The 18904-nt window shown below is 64.3% G+C and carries 16 protein-coding genes; 1 reads left to right on the forward strand and 15 read right to left on the reverse strand.

The annotated features are described in order from the left end of the window. Positions 1–286 precede the first annotated feature (286 nt). The 9 genes from B5F19_RS01795 to B5F19_RS01835 form a co-directional block, all read right to left on the reverse strand. Entirely contained in the window at positions 287–733 is a 447-nt protein-coding gene (locus tag B5F19_RS01795; protein WP_087287174.1) for a DUF1934 domain-containing protein, read from the reverse strand. Positions 734–974: 241 nt separating this feature from the next. Further along, on the reverse strand, positions 975–2018 hold the full coding sequence (locus tag B5F19_RS01800) for a histidinol-phosphate transaminase (protein WP_087287177.1): 1044 nt from the start codon (positions 2016–2018) through the stop codon (positions 975–977). Positions 2019–2030: 12 nt separating this feature from the next. Continuing rightward, positions 2031–3011, reverse strand: a complete 981-nt coding sequence (gene cbiB, locus B5F19_RS01805; protein WP_087287179.1) for an adenosylcobinamide-phosphate synthase CbiB — start codon at positions 3009–3011, stop codon at positions 2031–2033. Then, the gene (locus tag B5F19_RS01810) at positions 3008–3586 is read right to left on the reverse strand and encodes a histidine phosphatase family protein (RefSeq protein WP_087287182.1); all 579 of its coding nucleotides are present in this window, start codon (positions 3584–3586) and stop codon (positions 3008–3010) included. Before B5F19_RS01810 ends, cbiB begins: the two co-directional genes overlap by 4 nt. Before the next feature lie 371 nt (positions 3587–3957). Beyond that, a complete protein-coding gene (locus B5F19_RS01815; RefSeq protein ID WP_087287184.1) occupies positions 3958–4284 on the reverse strand; it encodes a bifunctional adenosylcobinamide kinase/adenosylcobinamide-phosphate guanylyltransferase in 327 nt (108 codons plus the stop codon). After that, positions 4281–5057 carry an adenosylcobinamide-GDP ribazoletransferase gene (locus B5F19_RS01820; protein ID WP_242972663.1) on the reverse strand — a complete coding sequence of 259 codons (777 nt, stop codon included), beginning with the start codon at positions 5055–5057 and terminating at the stop codon, positions 4281–4283. Before B5F19_RS01820 ends, B5F19_RS01815 begins: the two co-directional genes overlap by 4 nt. Then, positions 5054–5584 carry a bifunctional adenosylcobinamide kinase/adenosylcobinamide-phosphate guanylyltransferase gene (locus B5F19_RS01825; protein WP_087287187.1) on the reverse strand — a complete coding sequence of 177 codons (531 nt, stop codon included), beginning with the start codon at positions 5582–5584 and terminating at the stop codon, positions 5054–5056. Before B5F19_RS01825 ends, B5F19_RS01820 begins: the two co-directional genes overlap by 4 nt. Next, on the reverse strand, positions 5581–6690 hold the full coding sequence (gene cobT / locus B5F19_RS01830; RefSeq protein WP_087287190.1) for a nicotinate-nucleotide--dimethylbenzimidazole phosphoribosyltransferase: 1110 nt from the start codon (positions 6688–6690) through the stop codon (positions 5581–5583). The genes B5F19_RS01825 and cobT overlap by 4 nt, the downstream gene beginning before the upstream one ends. Then, entirely contained in the window at positions 6687–8069 is a 1383-nt protein-coding gene (locus tag B5F19_RS01835) for a cobyrinate a,c-diamide synthase (protein ID WP_242972664.1), read from the reverse strand. Before B5F19_RS01835 ends, cobT begins: the two co-directional genes overlap by 4 nt. A gap of 325 nt (positions 8070–8394) precedes the next feature. Here B5F19_RS01835 and B5F19_RS01840 point away from each other — a divergent pair, with 325 nt between their 5' ends. Then, on the forward strand, positions 8395–9306 hold the full coding sequence (locus B5F19_RS01840) for a glycoside hydrolase family 25 protein (protein ID WP_087287195.1): 912 nt from the start codon (positions 8395–8397) through the stop codon (positions 9304–9306). Between the two features lie 179 nt (positions 9307–9485). On the opposite strand, the gene B5F19_RS01845 is transcribed toward B5F19_RS01840, so the two are convergent. From B5F19_RS01845 to B5F19_RS01870, 6 genes are all read right to left on the reverse strand, one after another. Then, on the reverse strand, positions 9486–10061 hold the full coding sequence (locus B5F19_RS01845; protein ID WP_255378389.1) for a tripartite tricarboxylate transporter substrate-binding protein: 576 nt from the start codon (positions 10059–10061) through the stop codon (positions 9486–9488). Positions 10062–10182: 121 nt separating this feature from the next. Then, positions 10183–14370 (reverse strand): PolC-type DNA polymerase III, encoded by a 4188-nt coding sequence (locus B5F19_RS01850; RefSeq protein ID WP_087287201.1) that lies wholly within the window; start codon positions 14368–14370, stop codon positions 10183–10185. 27 nt (positions 14371–14397) lie between these two features. Continuing rightward, positions 14398–14820, reverse strand: coding sequence for a nuclear transport factor 2 family protein (locus B5F19_RS01855; RefSeq protein WP_087287205.1), 423 nt, complete (start codon positions 14818–14820; stop codon positions 14398–14400). A gap of 718 nt (positions 14821–15538) precedes the next feature. Then, complete coding sequence (gene ispG, locus B5F19_RS01860; RefSeq protein WP_087287208.1) at positions 15539–16576, reverse strand: flavodoxin-dependent (E)-4-hydroxy-3-methylbut-2-enyl-diphosphate synthase; 1038 nt, start codon at positions 16574–16576, stop codon at positions 15539–15541. A gap of 23 nt (positions 16577–16599) precedes the next feature. Beyond that, positions 16600–17670, reverse strand: a complete 1071-nt coding sequence (locus tag B5F19_RS01865; protein ID WP_087287211.1) for a site-2 protease family protein — start codon at positions 17668–17670, stop codon at positions 16600–16602. Positions 17671–17707: 37 nt separating this feature from the next. After that, the gene (locus tag B5F19_RS01870; protein ID WP_204248284.1) at positions 17708–18850 is read right to left on the reverse strand and encodes a 1-deoxy-D-xylulose-5-phosphate reductoisomerase; all 1143 of its coding nucleotides are present in this window, start codon (positions 18848–18850) and stop codon (positions 17708–17710) included. Between the last annotated feature and the right edge of the window lie 54 nt (positions 18851–18904).

Below are 18904 nucleotides of genomic sequence, written 5' to 3' on the forward strand. Positions count from 1 at the left end.
CCGGTTATTACAATCCTCGACCGGGCTGAGCCCGGTCTCCGGCAAGGTTTTGCCTTCGGCAAAACGCTTGGAATCGAAATTGACCACTTCAGATCTGGAGCCCGGCAGCACCTTCCGCCTCTTTTACATTGATTTGGAACGTATTCCGCCCCGCCACGGAGCGGTCAATTACCCACGGCGGCAGGCCGCCGCGGGGACCCGGTTATTACATTCCTCGACCGGGCTGAGCCCGGTCTCCGGCAAGGTTTTGCCTTCGGCAAAACGCTTGGGATCGAAATTGACCACTTCAGATCTGGAGCCCGGCAGCGCCTTCCGCCTCTTTTACATTGATTTGGAACGTATTCCGCCCCGCCACAGAGTGGTCAATTTCGATGGCGTAGTCGATCTCGATCTCTCCGCCCTGATCGTCCAGCTCGGCCAGCAGGTGCCGGGTATTCACCCCGATGGTCATGGCGCCGTAGGGGGTGTTGTACATGGACATGTGCCGCCGCCCCTCCTGGAACACCATCTGGGAGTTGAACCCCCCCACCCGCATGAGGGTGATCCGCTCCGGCTCGATTTGGAAGGTGGTCAAAGTGCCCTCCAGGCCGGTGAGTTCGCTCTCCTGATAGGACAGGGTGTAGCTGTTCCCCTCCCGCTCCAGGCGGCCCGCGGTCACCAGCTCCATGGTGTCCGGGTCGGCGTTCTCGTACCGCTGGACCCCCTTGATGGAAATGATCACGTCCTTCTCCAATGAAACCCCTCCAGGCTGCTGCTGTTGTTCCCCACCGCTATCATGGGATAGAAAATGGGCTGTGGTATTATACACTGGAACCCCGGCTTCTGTAAAGAGGGGGTGGATGGTTTTGTTGGATTTCAGGCTCTCTCCCACGAGATTCAGGCCAAGACGTGAGGCGGTGCGGCTCACGGGCAGCGCACAAGCCATGCCTTAAAAGAAATCTGCCGTCCGCAGAGGGCGGATTACCTCCGCAAAATTATCCGCAAAGCTCCACCAATGCCTGAATCAATCTGGAATTGTCGTCTCGCTTCTGAATCCCGATCCGATACCACCCCGGCCCCAGGCCGGAGTAGTTGGCGCAGTCCCGAATCAGAATGCTTTTCTCCCAAAGCAGCCGCTCCCCCAGGTCTGTGGGCCCCTGGAACAGAATAAAGTTGGCGTCGCTGGGGCACACCCAGAGGCCCAGGGCCTCCAAAGTCCGGGTCAGACGGGCCCGCTCCTCCCGCAGAAAGGGGAGGCACCGCTCTGGCCAGTCCGGAAAATCCAGGAAGGCGCACACCCCCGCCGCCTGGGCGGGGGCGGACACCGGCCAGGGGGACCCCAGCCCCTCCATCCGCTCCAGGAGGGCCCGGTCCCCGCACAGGCAGTATCCCAGCCGCAGTCCCGCCAGAGCGCAGCTCTTGGTGAGGGCCCGCAGGAGCAGCAGCCCGCCGCCCGCCAGTTGGGAAACCAGAGCGTCTGGGTCTCCCTCAGTTAATTCCAGAAAGCACTGGTCCACCGCCAGAAAGGCCCCTACCGCCCGGCACCGGTCCAGAAGGGCCCGGAGGAGCTCCGACTCCATCCGCCGCCCGGTGGGATTGTTGGGGTCGCAGAGGAACACCAGATCCGCCCCGGGGCGTACTGCATTCAAAATGCTCTCTGAGATCGTAAAGTTATTTTCCTTGTCGAGGAAAAATTCCTCGATCTCGCAGCCGATCCCCTCCAATCCCCGGCGGTACTCGGAGAAGGTGGGGGCCGGCAGCAGGGCCCGCCTGGGCCGGAGGGCCCGCAGAAAGCGGTCGATCAGGTCTGAGGCCCCGTTTCCAAACAGGAGGAACTCCTCCGGCACCCCATCCCGCCGGGCGGCCGCCTGCCGCAGGGCCCGGCACTTGGGGTCCGGATAGCGGTTCCAGTCCAGCATCGCCGCCCGGGCCGCCTCCAGCACGCCCGGGGGCGGGCCCATGGGGTTCAAGCTGATAGAGAAGTCCAGCGCCGGGCGGTCCGCCCCGTACACGTCGCCTCCGTGGTCGTATCGGTGCATAGGAGTTCTCCTTTACAGCAAATTCAGCAGCAGCCCGATCCCCGCCAAAAGCAGCAGGGTGAGCCCCTCTGTGGCGTACATCAGACGGCAGGCCCGGGCGATGTCCTCCGGCTCCACCGGCCGGACCGGCTCCCCCAGGGTGGGCTTGCGCACCAGTGTTCCAAAATACTGGGCGTCCCCCGCCAGCTGTACCCCCAGGGCTCCGGCGCAGGCGGCCTCGCTGTGGGCGGAGTTGGGGGAGGCGTGCTTTTTCCGGTCCCGCCAAAAGCTCCGCCAGGCCCGCCGTCCGGAACATCCCGGGAGCAGGGCCGCCCCCAGGCACATCAGAATTCCCGACAGCCGGGCGGGCACAAAATTCAGAACATCGTCCAGTTTCGCGGCGGCCGTGCCAAAATATTGGTACTTCGGGGTGCGGTAGCCCACCATGGAGTCCAGGGTGCTCACCGCCTTGAAGGCCATGCCCAGGGGCAGACCGCCCAAAAAGAGGAAGATCAGAGGGGAGATCACCCCGTCGCAGGTGTTCTCCGCCACCGTCTCCACCGCCGCCTTGGCCACCCCGCTTCCATCCAGAACCGAGGTGTCCCGGCCCACGATTCGGGAGACTGCCGCCCGGGCCCCCTCCAGGTCGCCGGATTTCAAGGGGGGATACACCGCCATGGACTCCACCTGCAGGTCCCGGGCGGACAGGAGCTGGAAGGAGAACCAAACCTCCACCCCCCAGGCCAGCCAGGGCGAGGCTACGCCGCACAGCCGGAGGAGCAGGACACTCCCTCCGCCGAACAGCACCGCCATCAGCAGGACCAGCGCCCCCCCGGCGATCCGCTCCCCTGTGTGCGTCTTGGGAAACGCCCGGCGCAGGAACGGCTCCAGGGCAGAGATGGTCCGCCCCATCCACCGCACCGGGTGGGGCAGCCACCGGGGGTCCCCCAGAATCAGGTCCAGGAGCACCGCCGGGAGGAGCACCGTTAAAAACCGCAGGGCCAGCAGGGTCATAGCTCCTCCAGCAGGCGGAGCTCCAGGGGATTTTCCCGGACCTCCATGCGGAAACCGGAGCAGTTCTTGGGCTGCCACTGGTAGAAGGGGCGCTTCGGACGGCCGCAGGCCTCCAGCACCGCCATCCAGGTGCCCCCGTGGGCCACCACCGCCCCCCGCTGGATGCCCAGGGAGGCCGCCTGCTGAATCACCTGCTGGAACCCCCGGCGGCACCGGGCGTAAAACTCCGCCACCGACTCCCCGTTGGGGAGGGCCGCCCCCTGCTCCCCGCCCATCCATGCCTGATAGGCCGGGTGGTCCTTGATCTCCGCCCAGGTCCTGCCCTCAAAGTCCCCGAAGTTGCACTCCCGCAGGTCGGGGATCTCCACCGGCTCCAGTTCCGGGAACAGGATCCGGGCCGTCTGCCGGCACCGAAGCATGGGGGAGATCCACAGGGCCTCCACCGGGGGCATGTCTTTCCGCTTCTCCCGGGCCAGGGCCTCCCCCTCCGGGGCCAGGGGCTGGTCGGTGATTCCAACGTATTGTTTTTTCAGATTGCCAGGCGTGATGCTGTGGCGCAGTAAGAGCAGTTCCATAAAAAAATTCCTTTTCTCTGTTTAATTGTTTTCAGCAGGGTTCCGCCCTGCGGGGCGGGTTCCACATAAATTCTGAGCCATACTTGAGCCCCGCCGCAACAAAGGCGCTTTCCAATAGGGGAGTGCCAGCTTCTCGATCACCGCCTGATGAGCGGCAGCGAAAGACGAGAGGCCGGGAGTCGACTGAGCCACCCGCGCCTTTGCGATTAAAGACCAAGCCACTTAATTGGCGGCCCCCGTAAAAAGGGGGTCTGGGGGTAAGCCGTCATTGGCGAACGAAGTTCGCCTCTGCGGCGTCCCCCAGCGTCTTTTGGTTCCTTTTCCACGTGGAAAAGGAACCCGCCCCGCAGGGCGGAACCTCTAAAAAAATCCTATTTTAATCGCATGGCGATTCCGCAGTTCACCCGGTACACCGCCTCCGCCCGGGCGGCCAGGTCACAGCACAGCCGCCCCACTGCCTCCCGCCGGTCCCGGTCGGCCCGGTCCATGGGGACCACGCCGCAGCCCACCTCCCGGCAGGCCACCACCTCCCGGCCCAGCAGGTCCTCCAGCGGCGGCAGGGGGTCCAGAGCCTCCAGCCCCCACAAGACCGGAGTTCCCTCCTCCGGTATGGAGGAGAGCTGTTCCGGGGCATACCCCAGTTCTTCCAGAATAAACCTCCGCTTTCCGGCCCCCAGGCCGCCCACTACCAAGATCAAAGCAACACCTCCAGCCGCTGAGCCAGCACCAGCCCGGCCAGGGATGAGAGCTCGCACAGCTGCAAAAACCACCCGGACAGGTCCCCGGTGGTGCCGCCGAACTCCCGCTTCGCCGTGCGCACATAGCAGGCGAAGGACAGGTATCCCGCCCCCGCCGCCAGCAGAAACCAGGGCTCCAGCGCCGCCAGAGCGGCCGCACACAGCAGGCTCCCCAGCAGCAGCCCCCAGCGGCCGGGCCGCCTCTGCTCCCCTCCGGTCACCGAGGCCAGCATGCCGCTCCCCCGGGCGTTGGGCAGGGACAGGGCCCCAAAGGCGGACAGGCACCGGCTGAACACCGGCAGGAGGACCAGCGCCCCCCACACCTCAGAATCCGCCGGCTCCAGCTGGCACCACAGTCCGAAGGTGACCAGGAGCAGGAGCACGCAGTGGATCACCGCAAAGGCCCCCACATTGGAGTCCTTCAAAATCTCCAGCTTCCGCTCCCGGCTCTGGTGGGAGGCCCGAGCGTCGCACACGTCGCAGAAGCCGTCCAGATGGATGCCCCCGGTCACCCAGATGGGCAGAGCAGCGAGCACCGCTCCGGTCAAAATCGTGTGAAGGTCTAATACTTGCGACATCCACAACCACAGCAGTTCAAAGATCCCCACCGCGATTCCCACCAGGGGGAAGGCATAGAGGGTGTACTTCCGGCTCTCACTCTCCCAGTCCAGGCGGGGCATGGGGATGCGGGAGTACAGGGCAAAGGCCATGCCCACGGTCCGCAGAATGTTCAAGCCCTCTCCCCCTTCCAGATCACCGGCAGCCCGCACACCACCTCCACCACCTGGTCCGCCCAGACGGCCGCCTCCCGGTGGAGGCGGGCCATCAGGTCCAGATAACATTCCGTCTCCCGGGGATAGGTCTCCCCGTCCCGGTGGAGGTCGTTGCTGATGACCACCAGGTGCTCCGACCGGTCCCGGACGGCTTGCAGGCCGTTCCGAATGCGGAGGAAGGCCCCCTCCGGGTCCAGGTTTTTTTCGGAAAACAGCTCGTTGGCGGCCAGATTGCCCAGGTCCTCCAGCAGGACAGTCCCGCCGGCGGGAAGGGGACAGCCCGACAGGTCCCTGGCCCGCTCCAGGGTGGAAAATCCCCTGCCCGCCCGCAGCTCCCGGTGCCGCCGGATGCGCGCCTCCGCCTCCGGGCCGAAGGGCTCCATGGTGGCCAGGTAGATCAGTTCCCCTGTCCGGGGCAGGGAGCAGACCAGCTTCTCCCCGTACTCACTCTTGCCGCTGGCCGCCCCGCCAAAGACGAGGGCGGTCACGGAGTATCCTCCGGCCCAACTTTGGCGGGGACCCGCTCCCCGTCGGGCCGGTAGGCCCCGATGCCCATTCCCCCGAAGGTGGACATATCCCGATAGACGGACTGGGCCATATCCAGCAGAGGCATAAGGGCCACCGCCCCGGTGCCCTCCCCCAGGTGAAAGTTGCCATGCAGCACGGGCTCCAGCCCCAGGGCGGCCAGCAGGGCCTGTCCGCAGGGCTCCGAGGGCCAGTGGCTGGGCAGGAGCGCTTTTTCCGCATTGGGGCACAGCCGCACCGCCAGCAGCGCGGCGGCGGCCGAGATGGCGCCGTCCAGGATCACCGGGACCTGAGCGGCGGCACACCCCAGATAAAACCCTGTCATAGCCGCAATGTCAAGTCCGCCCACCTTACAGAGAATGTCCACCGGATCGCCGGGGTCGGGCCGGTTGACCTCCAGGGCCCGCTCCACCGCACGGCGCTTGCGCGCCAGCCCCGCGTCCGACAGGCCGGCCCCCCGGCCCACCGCCTCCCGGGGAGAGAGGCCCAGCAGGGCGCAGGCCACCGCCGCCGTGGTGGTGGTGTTGCCAATGCCCATCTCCCCGGCGGCCAGAAGGGTATCCCCATCCTCCGCCAGCTCCCGGGCCAGGGAGAAGCCCACGGCCAGAGCCCGCTCCGCCGCCTCCCGCGGCATGGCCGGACCCTTCGTCATGTTCCGGGTCCCACCCGCCAGCACCACACAGGGCCGCACGCCGGGGGGCGTGTCCCGCCGGACCATCCCCAGATCCACCGGGAACACCTGCGCCCCGGCGGTCCGGGCCATGTGGCACACGGAGGAGCGCCGCTCCCCCATGGTCTGGGCCACTGTCCAGGTGACCTCCTGACCGGTCTGGGTGACCCCCTCGGCCACCACCCCGTTGTCGGCGCAGAACACCGCCACGGCCTTCCGGTCCAAGTCCAGATCCGGGCTGCCGGTCACTCCGGCCATTCGGACCAGCAGGTCCTCCAGCCTGCCCAGGCCCCGGAGGGGCTTGGCGATGGCGTCCCACCGGCGGCGGGCCGCCTCCATGGCCCCCCGGTCCGCCGGAGGGATGGACGATACCTGTTGTGAAAGCTGGGTCCAGGTCATAAGGCGTTCCTCTCTTGATACTGTCTGCACGCGGCCGCGAACCGGACCGCAAACTGGGGATTGGAGGGAAAATACAGGTGAGGGAATCCGGCAAGGAGATTTCCTTGCTCCACCATGCAATTCCAAGCTTCTCCCCCGCTTAGCCGCCGGGCCCGGCACAGCTCCCCGTTCCGGGTGCAGTCCCACCGGTGGAACTCGTGAGCGGCCACGGTCTCCCCCTGCTTCAGATAGGGGGAATCCTCCTGGGCGGTGAGGGTCACATATCCGAACCGCTGGAGCCGGGACGTTTTGAACCCCGCCCCATCCAGCACTCCGGCCATGGGCCAGGAGACCCCCTCCCCGTCCTCCAGGGTGCTTTGCAGGTACAGGAACCCGCCGCACTCGGCCAGGGTAGGCATACCATCTAAAACGGCCCGGCGGACGGCCTCCCCCATGGCGCGGTTTTCGCTCAGGGCCCGGGCGTGGAGCTCCGGGTAGCCGCCCCCCAGATAGAGGCCGCAGGTCCCCTCCGGGAGGGCCCGGTCCCGGGTGGGCCGGAAGAAGGCCAGCCGGACCCCCGCCCGGCGCAGCTCGTCCAGGTTGTCCTCGTAGTAAAAGCAGAAGGCCTCGTCCCGGGCCACGGCCACCAGGGGGCCATCCGGCGCGTCCGGGAGGGGCGGCAGGGGCTCCGCCTCCAGCTCCGGGGCGGAGCGGGCCAGCGCGAAGATTTGGTCCAGGTTGGCGGTCTCCGCCAGCTGACCGGCCACCCGGTCCACCTTGGCGGACAGGTCCTCCACCTCGTCCGGGGTGAACAGCCCCAGGTGGCGGCTGGGGATGGAGCAGCCGGGCAGCTGGGGCAGGTACCCCAGCACCGGCAGGCCGGTCTCCCCCTGGATGGCGGGGGTCAGCAGCTCGGCCAGCCGCTGGGTGCAGCCGTTGAGGAGCACCCCGGCGATCTGGCTGGGAGTTCGGAAGGTCTGCACCCCCTTTACCAGGGCGGCCAGGGTGAGGGCCGTCCCCTGGGGGCGCACCGCCAGCAGGACGGGGGTCCGGGTGGCCTGGGCCAGGCGCCAGCTGCTGGCCCGGTCGGTGTTCCCCTGGCCGTCATAAAAGCCCATGACCCCCTCCAGCACCGCCAGGCCGTGACCCTGAGCGGCGGAAACCAGCCGGGAGCGGACCTCCTCCTCCGAACTGAAAAACAGGTCCAGGTTCCGGCTGGGCACCCCCAGGACGGAGCGGTGGAACATGGGGTCGATGTAGTCGGGGCCGCATTTGAAGGCGCAGGGCGCGAGCCCCCGCCGCTGGGCCGCCCGGAGCAGGCCGCAGGCGAGGGTGGTCTTGCCGCTCCCGCTGGAGGGGGCGGCCACCATCAAACGCGGGATCGAATGTCCCTCCATCATGCAGCCCCCCCTTCTCAAAAATGGTGTGGCTTTTATTATATCGGAATCATAGGGAAAAAGCAACTTTGTTTCCCCTCCGCCGCCGTTCTCCCCTCTTCCCCGCCCTGCCACCTGCGTTCTTTCGGCGGTACAGCTCAGCTTCTCCTTCATGAAATTTGAATTTTTCTTTACAAATCCTCTTATTTTATGACAAAAGGGAAAATAAAAGCCGCAAGTCTTGCATCATCCGGCAATTCCTGATACAATACAACAAACCGCCTTTTTGTCTTTTGACCAAGGGGCGGCTGACCCTGGCCTCCGGGCCAACCGATGGAGGCATTTGAGCATGACAAATGAAGAACTTCACACCCCGCGGCCTCAGGACGGCCGCCCGTCTCCTCCCCGGCGCGGCGGAGGCGGATGGACCGGCAAGCTGGCCCTGGTGTTCTCCCTGCTTGCGCTGGCCATCTCCTGCGTGGTCCTGTACCTGACCGTATTTCACAAAGAGCCCGAGCCCGAGTACATCACCTACCGGGACCAGCAGCTGCTGGTGGTGGAGGGGCTGGACAAAAACACCTACGACCCCGAGGCCTTTACCACGGACAGCCAGGGCCGGATTCAGTATGAGAAGGACGGCCAGCAGGCCGCTCTGGGCATCGACGTCTCGGTCTACCAGGGGGAAATCGACTGGCAGGCGGTGGCCGGCTCCGGCATTGACTTTGCCATGATCCGGGTGGGCTACCGTGGATATTCTCAGGGGACCCTGCAAATGGACGAGCGCTTCCAGGCCAACATGGAGGGTGCTCTGGAGGCCGGACTGGACGTAGGCGTCTACTTCTTCTCCCAGGCCACCACCGTGGCCGAGGCGGAGGAGGAGGCCGACTTTGTACTGGAGGCCATCCGCAGCTACCCCATCCGGTATCCGGTGGTCTTTGACTGGGAGTACATCACCACCGGTCAGGCCCGGACCGAGGGCATGGACGGCCAGGGGATCACCCAGTGCGCCGCCGCCTTCTGCGAGCTGGTTTCGGTGGCCGGATACACCCCCATGGTCTACTTTAACCAGGACATGGGCTATCTGGTCTATGACCTGAAGTCGCTGGACTCCTCCCTCTTCTGGCTGGCGGAATACGACAGCAAGCCGGACTTCTACTATGACTTCGACATGTGGCAGTACACCCACACCGGCACCGTGCCGGGCATCGAGGGCAGCGTGGATCTGAACCTGGCCTTTCGGGATTTTCCCGTCTCCTCGTAGTGAAATCCAGGGGAGAACGCGTGGAGGAAACCAACCCTTGGTTTATGCGGATACGTGCGCTCCTCAGCTTGCGGCGCAAGCGTGACGGCATTTTTACAGGCTGTCGGAAAAGTCCAAGAACTTTTCCGACAGCCTGTATTTTTCGGATATTCCGAACCAAGCCCATGTCCGTAAGACGGTCATTCTGATCCCAGCAGTCCCACCTGCTCCAGCAAAACCGCGTACTCTTCGTTCACGCCGGTAAGGAATGCCTCAAACTCCTGCCGCCCCAGGTAGTCCATATCCCACCCATATTTCTCACAGGTATCCGCCCATTCCTGCGTCTGGACCAGCTGCGCCAACGTCTCCTCCCAAAACTTCCGGGCCTCCTCGGGCATATCCTTCGGGCCGAAGACGCCTCTCCAGTTGTAGAAGGTCGCGTCGATCCCCTGCTCAACGCAGGTGGGCATCTCCGCCACAATACCGCTGCCCACCCGCTGCTCGGCTGTGATCCCCAGCACGCGCACATCGCCGCTCTCCACCAGGCCGACCACGTCGCCGATTCCCGCCGAGACAATGTCCACATGCCCGCCCAGAAGCTGGGCTAGCACCCGACCCCCCTCAAATCCGGCGTAGGAAATCTGGTCCAGCGACTCGATTCCGGCCGCCTGGGCCACCTTCAGAAACTGCACATGGTCCATGGACCCGGCCGAGGACGTCCCCCCCACCCGTACGGAAGCGGGGTCCTCCCGCAGCGCCTCCATCACCTGATTCAGATTCTGATACGCTCACCTTTCATCTCACAGAGGACCTGTATCCGAAACATGGCAGCATACAGCCCAAATCAATTCAACCCGGACCGTCCGCCCCGCCGTGCGGGGTCCCGGTGTCCGCCGCCTATCCAAACAGGGAAAACAGATCCATCTGACTGGTTTCCGGCAAATCACCGAAAGCCCCCGCGTCCTTTAACAGCTCGATGTGGGTTTTGGAGACCTTGGGACAGGCGGCGGACACCTCCTCAATGGAGATGAACTGCTTGCCCTTCCGCTGTTCGGCCAGGGAGATGGCCGCCGTCTCTCCCAGCCCGGCCACCGAGACAAAGGGCGGGATGAGTGCGTTGTGCTCCTCGTCCATTTTGAACAGAATGGCCTCGGACTCATACAGATCCATCCGCCGGAAGGTGAAGCCACGGAGATAAAACTCATAGCACACCTCCAGGGTGGTGAGCATGTCCTGCTCCACGGCGGTGGCCTCTTTGTCCTTGGCGATGATCTCCCGCATCTTCCGCTGGCACTCGTCCATGCCCCGGCACATGTACCGCTCGTCGAAGGCCTTGGCCCGAATGGAAAAGTAGGCGGCGTAGAAGGCCAGGGGTCTATGCACCTTGAACCAGGCGATGCGGAAGGCCATCATCACATAGGCCACCGCGTGGGCCTTGGGGAACAGGTAGGCGATCTTCTTACAGGAGCCGATGTACCAGTCGGGCACCCCGTGCTCCTTCATCTCCTCCTCCGCCCCCTCGGGGAGGCCCCGGCCCTTTCGCACCGCCTCCATGATCTTGAAGGAGCGCTTGGGGTCCATCCCCTTGGAGATCAAAAACAGCATGATGTCGTCACGGCAGCCAATGGCCTCGTTGACCTTGGCGGTGCCCGAGGTAATCAGGTCTTTGGCGTTGCCCAGCCACACGTCGGTGCCGTGGGAGAAGCCGGACAGCCGCACCAGAATGTCGAACTGGTCGGGCTGGGTGTCCTCCAGCATGCCACGGACGAAGGTGGTGCCGAACTCCGGGATGGCGGTGCCGCCGGTGGGCCCCAAGATCTTGTCGTCTTCATAGCCCAGCACCTTGGAGGACTGGAAGATGGACATGGTGTCCTTGTCGTCCAGGGGGATGTCCGTGCGGGCGTTCACCCCCGTCAGGTCCTCCAGCATGCGGATCATGGTGGGGTCATCGTGTCCCAGCATGTCCAGCTTCAGGAGGTTGCTCTCCATGGAGTGATATTCGAAGTGGGTGGTGATGATGTCCGTGTTTGGGTCGTCCGCCGGGTGCTGGACGGGACAGAAGTCGTAGATCTCCTTGTCCTGGGGGATGACCACCATGCCGCCGGGGTGCTGGCCCGTGGTGCGCTTGACGCCGGTGCAGCCGATGGCCAGGCGGTTCTCCTCCGCCTTGGAGGCCAGCTTCCCCCGCTCGTCCAGGTACTTCTTCACATAGCCGAAGGCGGTCTTTTCCGCCACCGTGCCGATGGTGCCCGCCCGGAACACGTGGGTCTGACCAAAGAGCTCAAAGGTATAGCGGTGGGCGTTGGCCTGGTACTCGCCGGAAAAGTTCAGGTCGATGTCGGGCACCTTGTCGCCGCCGAAGCCCAGGAAGGTCTCGAAGGGGATGTTGAAGCCGTCCTTCACATACTTGGCGCCGCACACGGGACACACCGCGTCGGGCATGTCCGCCCCGCACCCGTAGGGGTGCTCCGGGTCCTGGGCGTAGTCGAAGTCGGAGTGCTTGCAGTTGGGACAGCGGTAGTGGGCGGGCAGGGAGTTTACCTCGGTGATGCCCGACATGAAGGCCACCAGGGAGGAGCCCACCGAGCCACGGGAGCCCACCAGATAGCCGTGCTCCAGGGAGTTCTGTACCAGCTTCTGGGCGGACATGTAGATCACGTCGTACTTACAGCGGATGATGTCCCCCAGCTCCACCTCGATGCGGTCGGTGACGATTTTCGGGGGATTTTCTCCGTAAAGCTCATGGGCTTTCCCCCAGACTAACCGCTTCAGTTCCCCGTCGGAGTCCTCCAGCTTAGGGGCGAACAGCCCCTTGGGCAGGGGATTGATGGGGTCGCACCAGTCGGCAATCAGGTTGGTGTTCTTCACCACCACCTCATAGGCCTTCTCCTTCCCCAGATAGGAGAACTCCTCCAGCATCTCCTCGGTGGTTTTGAAGTAGATGGGCAGGGACTCGTCCGCGTCCTCAAAGCCCTTGGAGGCCAGGAGAATGTGGCGGTAGATCTCGTCCTCCGGATCCAGGAAGTGCACGTCCCCGGTGGCGCACACCGGCTTGCCCAGCTCCTCCCCCAGCTTCACCACCGTGCGGTTGAAGTCTCTCAACTCCTCCTCACTGCGGACCATCCCCTTGCGGAGCATAAACATATTGTTGCAGATGGGCTGAATTTCCAGATAGTCGTACCAGGATGCGATGCGCTTGAGCTCCTCCCAGTCCTTGCCGTCCACCACCGCCCGGAACAGCTCGCCGGCCTCGCAGGCGGAGCCGATAATCAGCCCCTCCCGGTTCTCGTTGATGAGGGACTTGGGCATGATGGGGTAGCGTTTGAAGTGCTCCAGATGGGCCAGGGAGATGAGCTTATACAGGTTGCGCAGCCCGATCTGGTTCTTGGCCAGGACAATCAGGTGCTTGGGCTGGCGGCGCATCTTCCCGCCCCCCTTGCGCAGCTTGGGCATGGCGGGATTGATCTCCCCCAGGGTGTGTACCCCCATGGCCTCCAGCTTCTCAAAAAAGGGGGGCAGCATGTAGGCCACCGTGGCCGCGTCGTCGCTGGCCCGGTGGTGGTTGAAGGCGGGCAGATGCAGGTACTCCGCCACGATATCCAGCTTGTACTTGCCCAGCTCGGGCAGCAGGTTTTGGGCCAAGATCAGGCTGTCCACCGAGGGGTTGTGGAAGGGAATGCCGTATTTCCGGCACCCGGCGGAGATGAAGCCCATGTCGAACTCCGCGTTGTGGGCGGCCAGGGGCCGGTCTCCGGCGAAGTCCAGGAACATCCGCAGGGCCTCCTCCTGGGAGGGAGCCCCCACCAGCATCTCATCAGTGATGCCGGTGAGGCGGATGATCTCCGGGTTCAAGATCCGCTCCGGGGACACGAAGGTGTTGAAGGTGCCGGTGATCTCCCCGTTTTTCAGGATCACCGCGCCGATCTCAATGATGACCTCCCGCTTCTTGTCCAGACCGGTGGTCTCGATGTCAAAGCAGACGATCTCGCCGGCGAAGGGCTGATTGGTCTCCCCGTGGACCACCACCCGGTCGTCCACGTCGTTGAGGTAGTAGGCCTCCACCCCGTACAGGAGCTTGATGTTTTTGGCGGAGTGCCACGCGTCCGGGAAGGACTGGGCCACCCCGTGGTCGGTGATGGCGATGGCCCTGTGGCCCCAGGCCTCCGCCCGCTTCACCACGTTCTTATCCGGCCCCAGCTTGGGGCCCACGGCGGTAAGGGCGTCCATGGCGGACATGGTGGTGTGCAGGTGGAGCTCCACCCGCTTCTCCGGGGCGTTGTCCATCTTCATCTTCTTCTCGGCGGCCATAACGGCCACCGGCTCCAGCACCATGTCCCCGTAAAACCGGTCCATGTTCAGCCGGCCCTGGACCAGCAGGTGCATCCCCTTCCGCACCCCGTCCACCAGGGCCTTGCCCTCGTCCCCGGGGAAGAACTTATTCACCCGGATGGAGCCGGTGTAGTCGGTGATGTCGAAGGCCACCACCCAGGCCCCCCGCTTTTTCAGCTCCCGGTTGTCGACGGCGAACACGTCCCCCTCGATGACCACCATGCCCATGTCCAGCTCCAGCTCCCCGATGGGCGCCGGGGCGCGCTTGATGGGCTTGCCGAAGATGGCCCTGCCGTTGTCCCGCTTCTCCCCTTTTCCGGCGGCCTTTTTCTTCGCCCCTGGGGCGGCCTGGCGCACCTGCTTCAGCGCGGCGGCCCGGATGGCCTCCGCCCGGGCGAAGGCGTCCTGGGGCGTCTGGCTCTCCTCATGGGCGGGCGCGCTGGGGGCCGACTGGGCCGGCTGTTCCAGCCCGGAGGCTGGCTGCGGCCCCGGTTTGGGCGGCTCCGGCTGGGCGGGAGCATCTGCAAGGCAGTTCAGCTTTACATGGCTGAGGCCGTAGCACTTGGCCACTGCCTCCTCCGCCTGGGCGATCAGGTTTGGCCCCGCGCCGGAGGCCCCCTCCACCGCCACCACAGCGCTGCGGGTCGCGCGGTCGATGGCAGCCTCCACGATCTTCCAGCCGCTCATGGCGTTGACGAACTCCGTCCACTGGCGCAGCGCGGCAAACATCTCTAAAAAGGGAATTTTCTTGGACATGATGCGAATACTCCTTGGAACAGGATCTTAAAACCAGACAGAGGGCTCGTCCCGAAAGACGGGGGTCTCCCCTGCCTCGTATGGGTCGTAGTTGTGGATATTGCAGCCGAATTCCTGCAAAAAGGCGATGCGGTCCTCCCCGTCCCACCGGACCAGGGAGAGGCCGTGGAACTCCTCCACGGTCCCGTTTTTCATCCCATTGCGGAAGGACCACTCCACCACCGTCTGGTCCCCCTTGTGAAAGAACTGCTCGACGTCCCAGCGGACCACTTTTCCCCGGGTGTTCCACTCCCGGAACCAGAGGGCCACCTTGTCCCGGCCCTCATACCTGGGACCCCAGCTCTCGATATAGGTACAGTCGGGGGCAAAGAGGTCCTCTATGCCCAGGTCCTTGGCCTGGAGCCACATGTCGAACCACAGGCGGATCTTCTGTTCGCGCGTTTCTTCCATGGGGGCTCCTTTCTTAATCCTTAATCGTGTGGGATTTCGCCGCGTCGGTGAGTGACTTTCTGGATTCGCAGAGGTAATTTCGCCGCCTGCGGGCGGCGAGCTTCTTTCTGGATGCCCAGAAAGAAGCCAAAGAGGCACCAAGGGGTGAGCTCAAAACGAGCGCTTCGCGCTCATATTCACTCTCCCTATCCCCTCTGGCCTTCGGCCATCTCCCCTTGACAAGGGGAGTCGGCCCCCTGGACCCCCACTTACGGTGGTCCCTCCTGAAAGGTGTCACAGCATTTTCGGCGTGCAAAATCTGAATGATTGAGTGCGGTTTATTCCGGCCCCACTGGGGGCCTAAGTTTGCAAAATTTAGAAGAACTGCAGTTTTCGGTCTGCGCCTTGGTTTTCTCAGCCAACGGTCCGGGGCATAGCAGTCGGTGAATCGGGGACGTTGGTCCGGCAAACTCAGGCGCGGTTCTTGAATTGCGATAGGCGCCAGATTTTACTCACTCAGGGCCCAGTGGCCCGGACGGAATTGCACCCAAGCACTCCTGGTTTTGCGCGCCGGAAATACCACACTCACGAATCAGGATCGCATCCCCCGTAATGGGGTCCGGGGTGGGCGAATATGGGCACGCCAGTGCCCATCCTGAGCCCACCCCGGGGGCGTTTTGGTTACTTTGCCGCCATGGGCAAAGTAACTCGCCGCCCGCAGGCGGCGAAACCTCCTGCTCTACAACGTCTCAATCAGAGCAAACAGCTCCTCCACCAGCTGCTCCTGGGGGACTTTCTTGATGATCTGCCCCTTCTTGAAGAGCAGGCCCTCCCCCACGCCGCCGGCGATGCCGCAGTCGGCGGCGGAGGCCTCCCCGGGGCCGTTGACCACACAGCCCATGACCGCCACAGTGATGGGCTTGTCCACAGCTTTTAAGCGCTCCTCCACCTCATTGGCCAGGGCGATCAGGTCGATGCGGGTGCGGCCGCAGGTGGGGCAGGACACCAGCTCCGCCCCCTCCTTCCGGACGCCCGCCGCCTTGAGGATCTCTTTGGCGGCGTAGACCTCCTCCACCGGGTCGGCGGACAGGGACACCCGCATGGTGTCCCCGATGCCCAGGGCCAGCAGGCCCCCGATGCCCACGGCGGATTTCAGCGTCCCCATGCGGACGGTGCCCGCCTCGGTGACCCCAATATGTAAAGGGTAATCACTTGCTTGGCTCATCAGCCGGTAGGCCTTCATGGTCATGGGCACACTGGAGGATTTTAACGACACGCAGATGTCGTCAAAGTCGTACTGGTTCAGCAGCCGGATGTGGCCGAAGGCGGACTCCACCATGGCCTCGGGACACACGCCCCCGTACTTGGCCAGCAGGGGCTTCTCCAGGGAGCCGCCGTTAACTCCGATGCGGATGGGGACCCCCCGCCGGGCGCAGGCCTGGGCCACCGCTTTCACGTGGTCCGCTCCCCCGATGTTGCCCGGGTTGATGCGCACCTTGTCCGCCCCGGCGGCGATGGCCTCCAGAGCCAGCTTGTAGTCGAAGTGGATGTCCACCACTACCGGGATGGGGCTCTCCTCCTTGAGCTTGCCCACCGCCTTGGCGGCGGCCATGTCAGGCACCGCCACCCGGATGATCTCACACCCCGCCGCCGCCAGGGTGCGGATCTGGTGGAGGGTGGCCTCCACGTCGTCGGTGCGGGTGTTGGTCATAGACTGGATGGTGACCGGGGCGCCCCCTCCGATGGGGACCCCGCCCACCATGATCTGCTTGGTCATGAAAAAACCTCCCCTTCAAGCCATCAAATGCCGATGATCTTTCCCACGTCGCTGAAGGCAACCATCAGGGACAGGGTCAGCAGAGCCGCCAGCCCCACGAAATGGACATAACCCTCATACTTGGCGGGGATCTTCTTGCGGAACAGAGCGTGTAAAATGCCGTTGAGCACCAGAAACAGCACCCGGCCCCCGTCCAGCGCGGGGATGGGCAGCAGGTTCATCACCGCCAGGTTGACGGCGAAGAGAGCCGCCAGGGTCAGCAGGTTATAGGCCGCGTCCGCCGCCGTGGGGGAGGCGCTGCCCACCTGGGACATGGTATCCACGATGCCCACCGGGCCGGACAGGTCCCGCAGGCCCACCGCCCCCGTGACCAGATCCCCCAGACTGATCCAGACCAGCCGCACATAGTCGATGGCGGTGTTCCAGGCGTAGAGGAGCTTATTTCCAATGGTGGGCGGGTCCACGTCGTAGCCGATGGAGATGCCCCGCAGGCGGGTGTAGTTGCCCTCCTCATCGGTGCGCTCCTGGTAGGGGATGTGCACGTTGTCCAGCTCCAGCCGCTCCCCATCCCGCTCTACCACAAAGTCCACGTCGTCCCCCGCCCGGCTCAGGTAGAGGGACACGTTGCTGTACACCAGGATGGCGTGGCCGTCCACGGACAGGATGCGGTCCCCCTCCTGGAGGCCGCAGTTCTCGGTGCCGTATCCCTCGATGGCGCCGCCGTAGGTGGGGACCCGGAAGCCCGCCGCACCGGCGTACAAAATCAGCACGATGAGCAGGCCAGTGAGGAAGTTCATAAAGGCCCCGGCCACCAGAACAATGGCCTGTTTCCACCCGGCGGCGTTGCCGAAGGCCCGGGGATTGTCGGAGGACGCCTCCTCGTCCTCCCCCTCCATGGCGCAGTAGCCGCCCACGGGAAAGAGGCGAAGGCTGTAAAGGGTATCTCCTTTCTGTTTCTTCAGCAGGGCGGGTCCCATGCCGATGGAGAACTCGTTGACCTGAATGCCGAAGAGTTTGGCCGCGGCAAAGTGGCCAAACTCGTGGACGGCAATGAGCAGGCCGAACATGATGAGGGCTAAAATGATATAGAGCATAGAACCTCCTGCGCTGTGGTGCTGTGGGACTGCTTGGTCATGCGGACAGTACGGCCTCCCGGGCCGCCTGGTCCGCCTCTAAAATCTGAGTCATGGTGGGGTCCTGGACCACTTTGACCTGATCCATGGCCCGCTCCACCCGGTCGGCGATGTCCAAAAAACCGATTGTTCCGTCCAGGAACAGGGATACCGCCGCCTCGTTGGCTCCATTCAGGATGGCCCCGGCGGTTCCGCCTGTGCGGGCCGCCTTCAGGGCCAGGGCCAGGCACCGGAAGGTGTCCAGGTCGGGCTGGGCAAAGGTCAGGGGGCCGCAGGAACACAGGTCCAGGGGCGTGGCCGGCCCCTCCACCCGCCGGGGCCAGGTGAGGGCATACTGGATGGGCAGGCGCATGTCCGGCGTGCCCAGCTGGGCGATCACCGCGTTATCACAGTATTCCACCAGGGAGTGAATGATACTCTCCCGGTGGATGACGATGGAAATTTTCTCCGGGGGCATGTGGTAGAGGTGCATGGCCTCGATGAACTCCAGCCCCTTGTTCATCAGGGTGGCCGAGTCCACGGTGATCTTGGCCCCCATGTTCCAGTTCGGATGCTGTAAGGCATCTTCCCTTGTCATATGTTTCAGTTCCTCACGGCTTCTGCCAAAGAAGGGGCCGCCGGAGCAGGTGAGGATCAACCGCTTGACCTCCCTCCGGTCCTTACACCCCTGGAGGGACTGAAACAGAGCCGAGTGCTCCGAGTCCACGGGCAGGATCTCCGCTCCCCAGTCCCGGGCCTCCTCCTGGACCAGCTGCCCGGCGCACACCAGGGTCTCCTTGTTGGCCAGGGCGATGCGCTTCCCCTCCCGGATGGCGGCCATGGTGGGCCGCAGACCGATCATGCCCACCACCGCGGTGATCACCGTGTCGGCGGAGGGCAGCTCCGCCGCCTCCACCAGGCCCTCCATGCCGGAGGCCACCCGGGTCTTGGTGTCCGCCAGCCGGACCTTCAAATCGGCGGCGGCCTTCTCGTCCATCATCACCGCCAGCTCCGGCCGGAACTGCCGGACCTGCTCCTCCATGCGCGCTACATTGGCGTTGGCCGTCAAAGCCCCCACTGTCATGCCGCAGGCGGCAATCACCTCCAGTGACTGCCGCCCAATGGACCCTGTGGAACCTAAAATCGAAATGCGTCTGCTCATACGCACCCTCCTTTCTCTTCTTTTCTTGAAAGAAAAGAAGCAAAAGAACTTTGG

The organism is Pseudoflavonifractor sp. An184 (genome assembly GCF_002160305.1).
In the GTDB taxonomy this organism is placed as follows: domain Bacteria; phylum Bacillota; class Clostridia; order Oscillospirales; family Oscillospiraceae; genus Lawsonibacter; species Lawsonibacter pullicola.

Bases quoted from the DNA above. Each gene is read 5' to 3' on its own strand.
- cobT (WP_087287190.1), bottom strand. From the start codon at position 6,690: ATGACCTGGACCCAGCTTTCACAACAGGTATCGTCCATCCCTCCGGCG.
- cbiB (WP_087287179.1), bottom strand. From the start codon at position 3,011: ATGACCCTGCTGGCCCTGCGGTTTTTAACGGTGCTCCTCCCGGCGGTG.
- B5F19_RS01800 (WP_087287177.1), bottom strand. From the start codon at position 2,018: ATGCACCGATACGACCACGGAGGCGACGTGTACGGGGCGGACCGCCCG.
- B5F19_RS01840 (WP_087287195.1), top strand. From the start codon at position 8,395: ATGACAAATGAAGAACTTCACACCCCGCGGCCTCAGGACGGCCGCCCG.
- B5F19_RS01865 (WP_087287211.1), bottom strand. From the start codon at position 17,670: ATGCTCTATATCATTTTAGCCCTCATCATGTTCGGCCTGCTCATTGCC.
- B5F19_RS01810 (WP_087287182.1), bottom strand. From the start codon at position 3,586: ATGGAACTGCTCTTACTGCGCCACAGCATCACGCCTGGCAATCTGAAA.
- B5F19_RS01835 (WP_242972664.1), bottom strand. From the start codon at position 8,069: ATGATGGAGGGACATTCGATCCCGCGTTTGATGGTGGCCGCCCCCTCC.
- B5F19_RS01870 (WP_204248284.1), bottom strand. From the start codon at position 18,850: ATGAGCAGACGCATTTCGATTTTAGGTTCCACAGGGTCCATTGGGCGG.
- B5F19_RS01850 (WP_087287201.1), bottom strand. From the start codon at position 14,370: ATGTCCAAGAAAATTCCCTTTTTAGAGATGTTTGCCGCGCTGCGCCAG.
- B5F19_RS01855 (WP_087287205.1), bottom strand. From the start codon at position 14,820: ATGGAAGAAACGCGCGAACAGAAGATCCGCCTGTGGTTCGACATGTGG.
- ispG (WP_087287208.1), bottom strand. From the start codon at position 16,576: ATGACCAAGCAGATCATGGTGGGCGGGGTCCCCATCGGAGGGGGCGCC.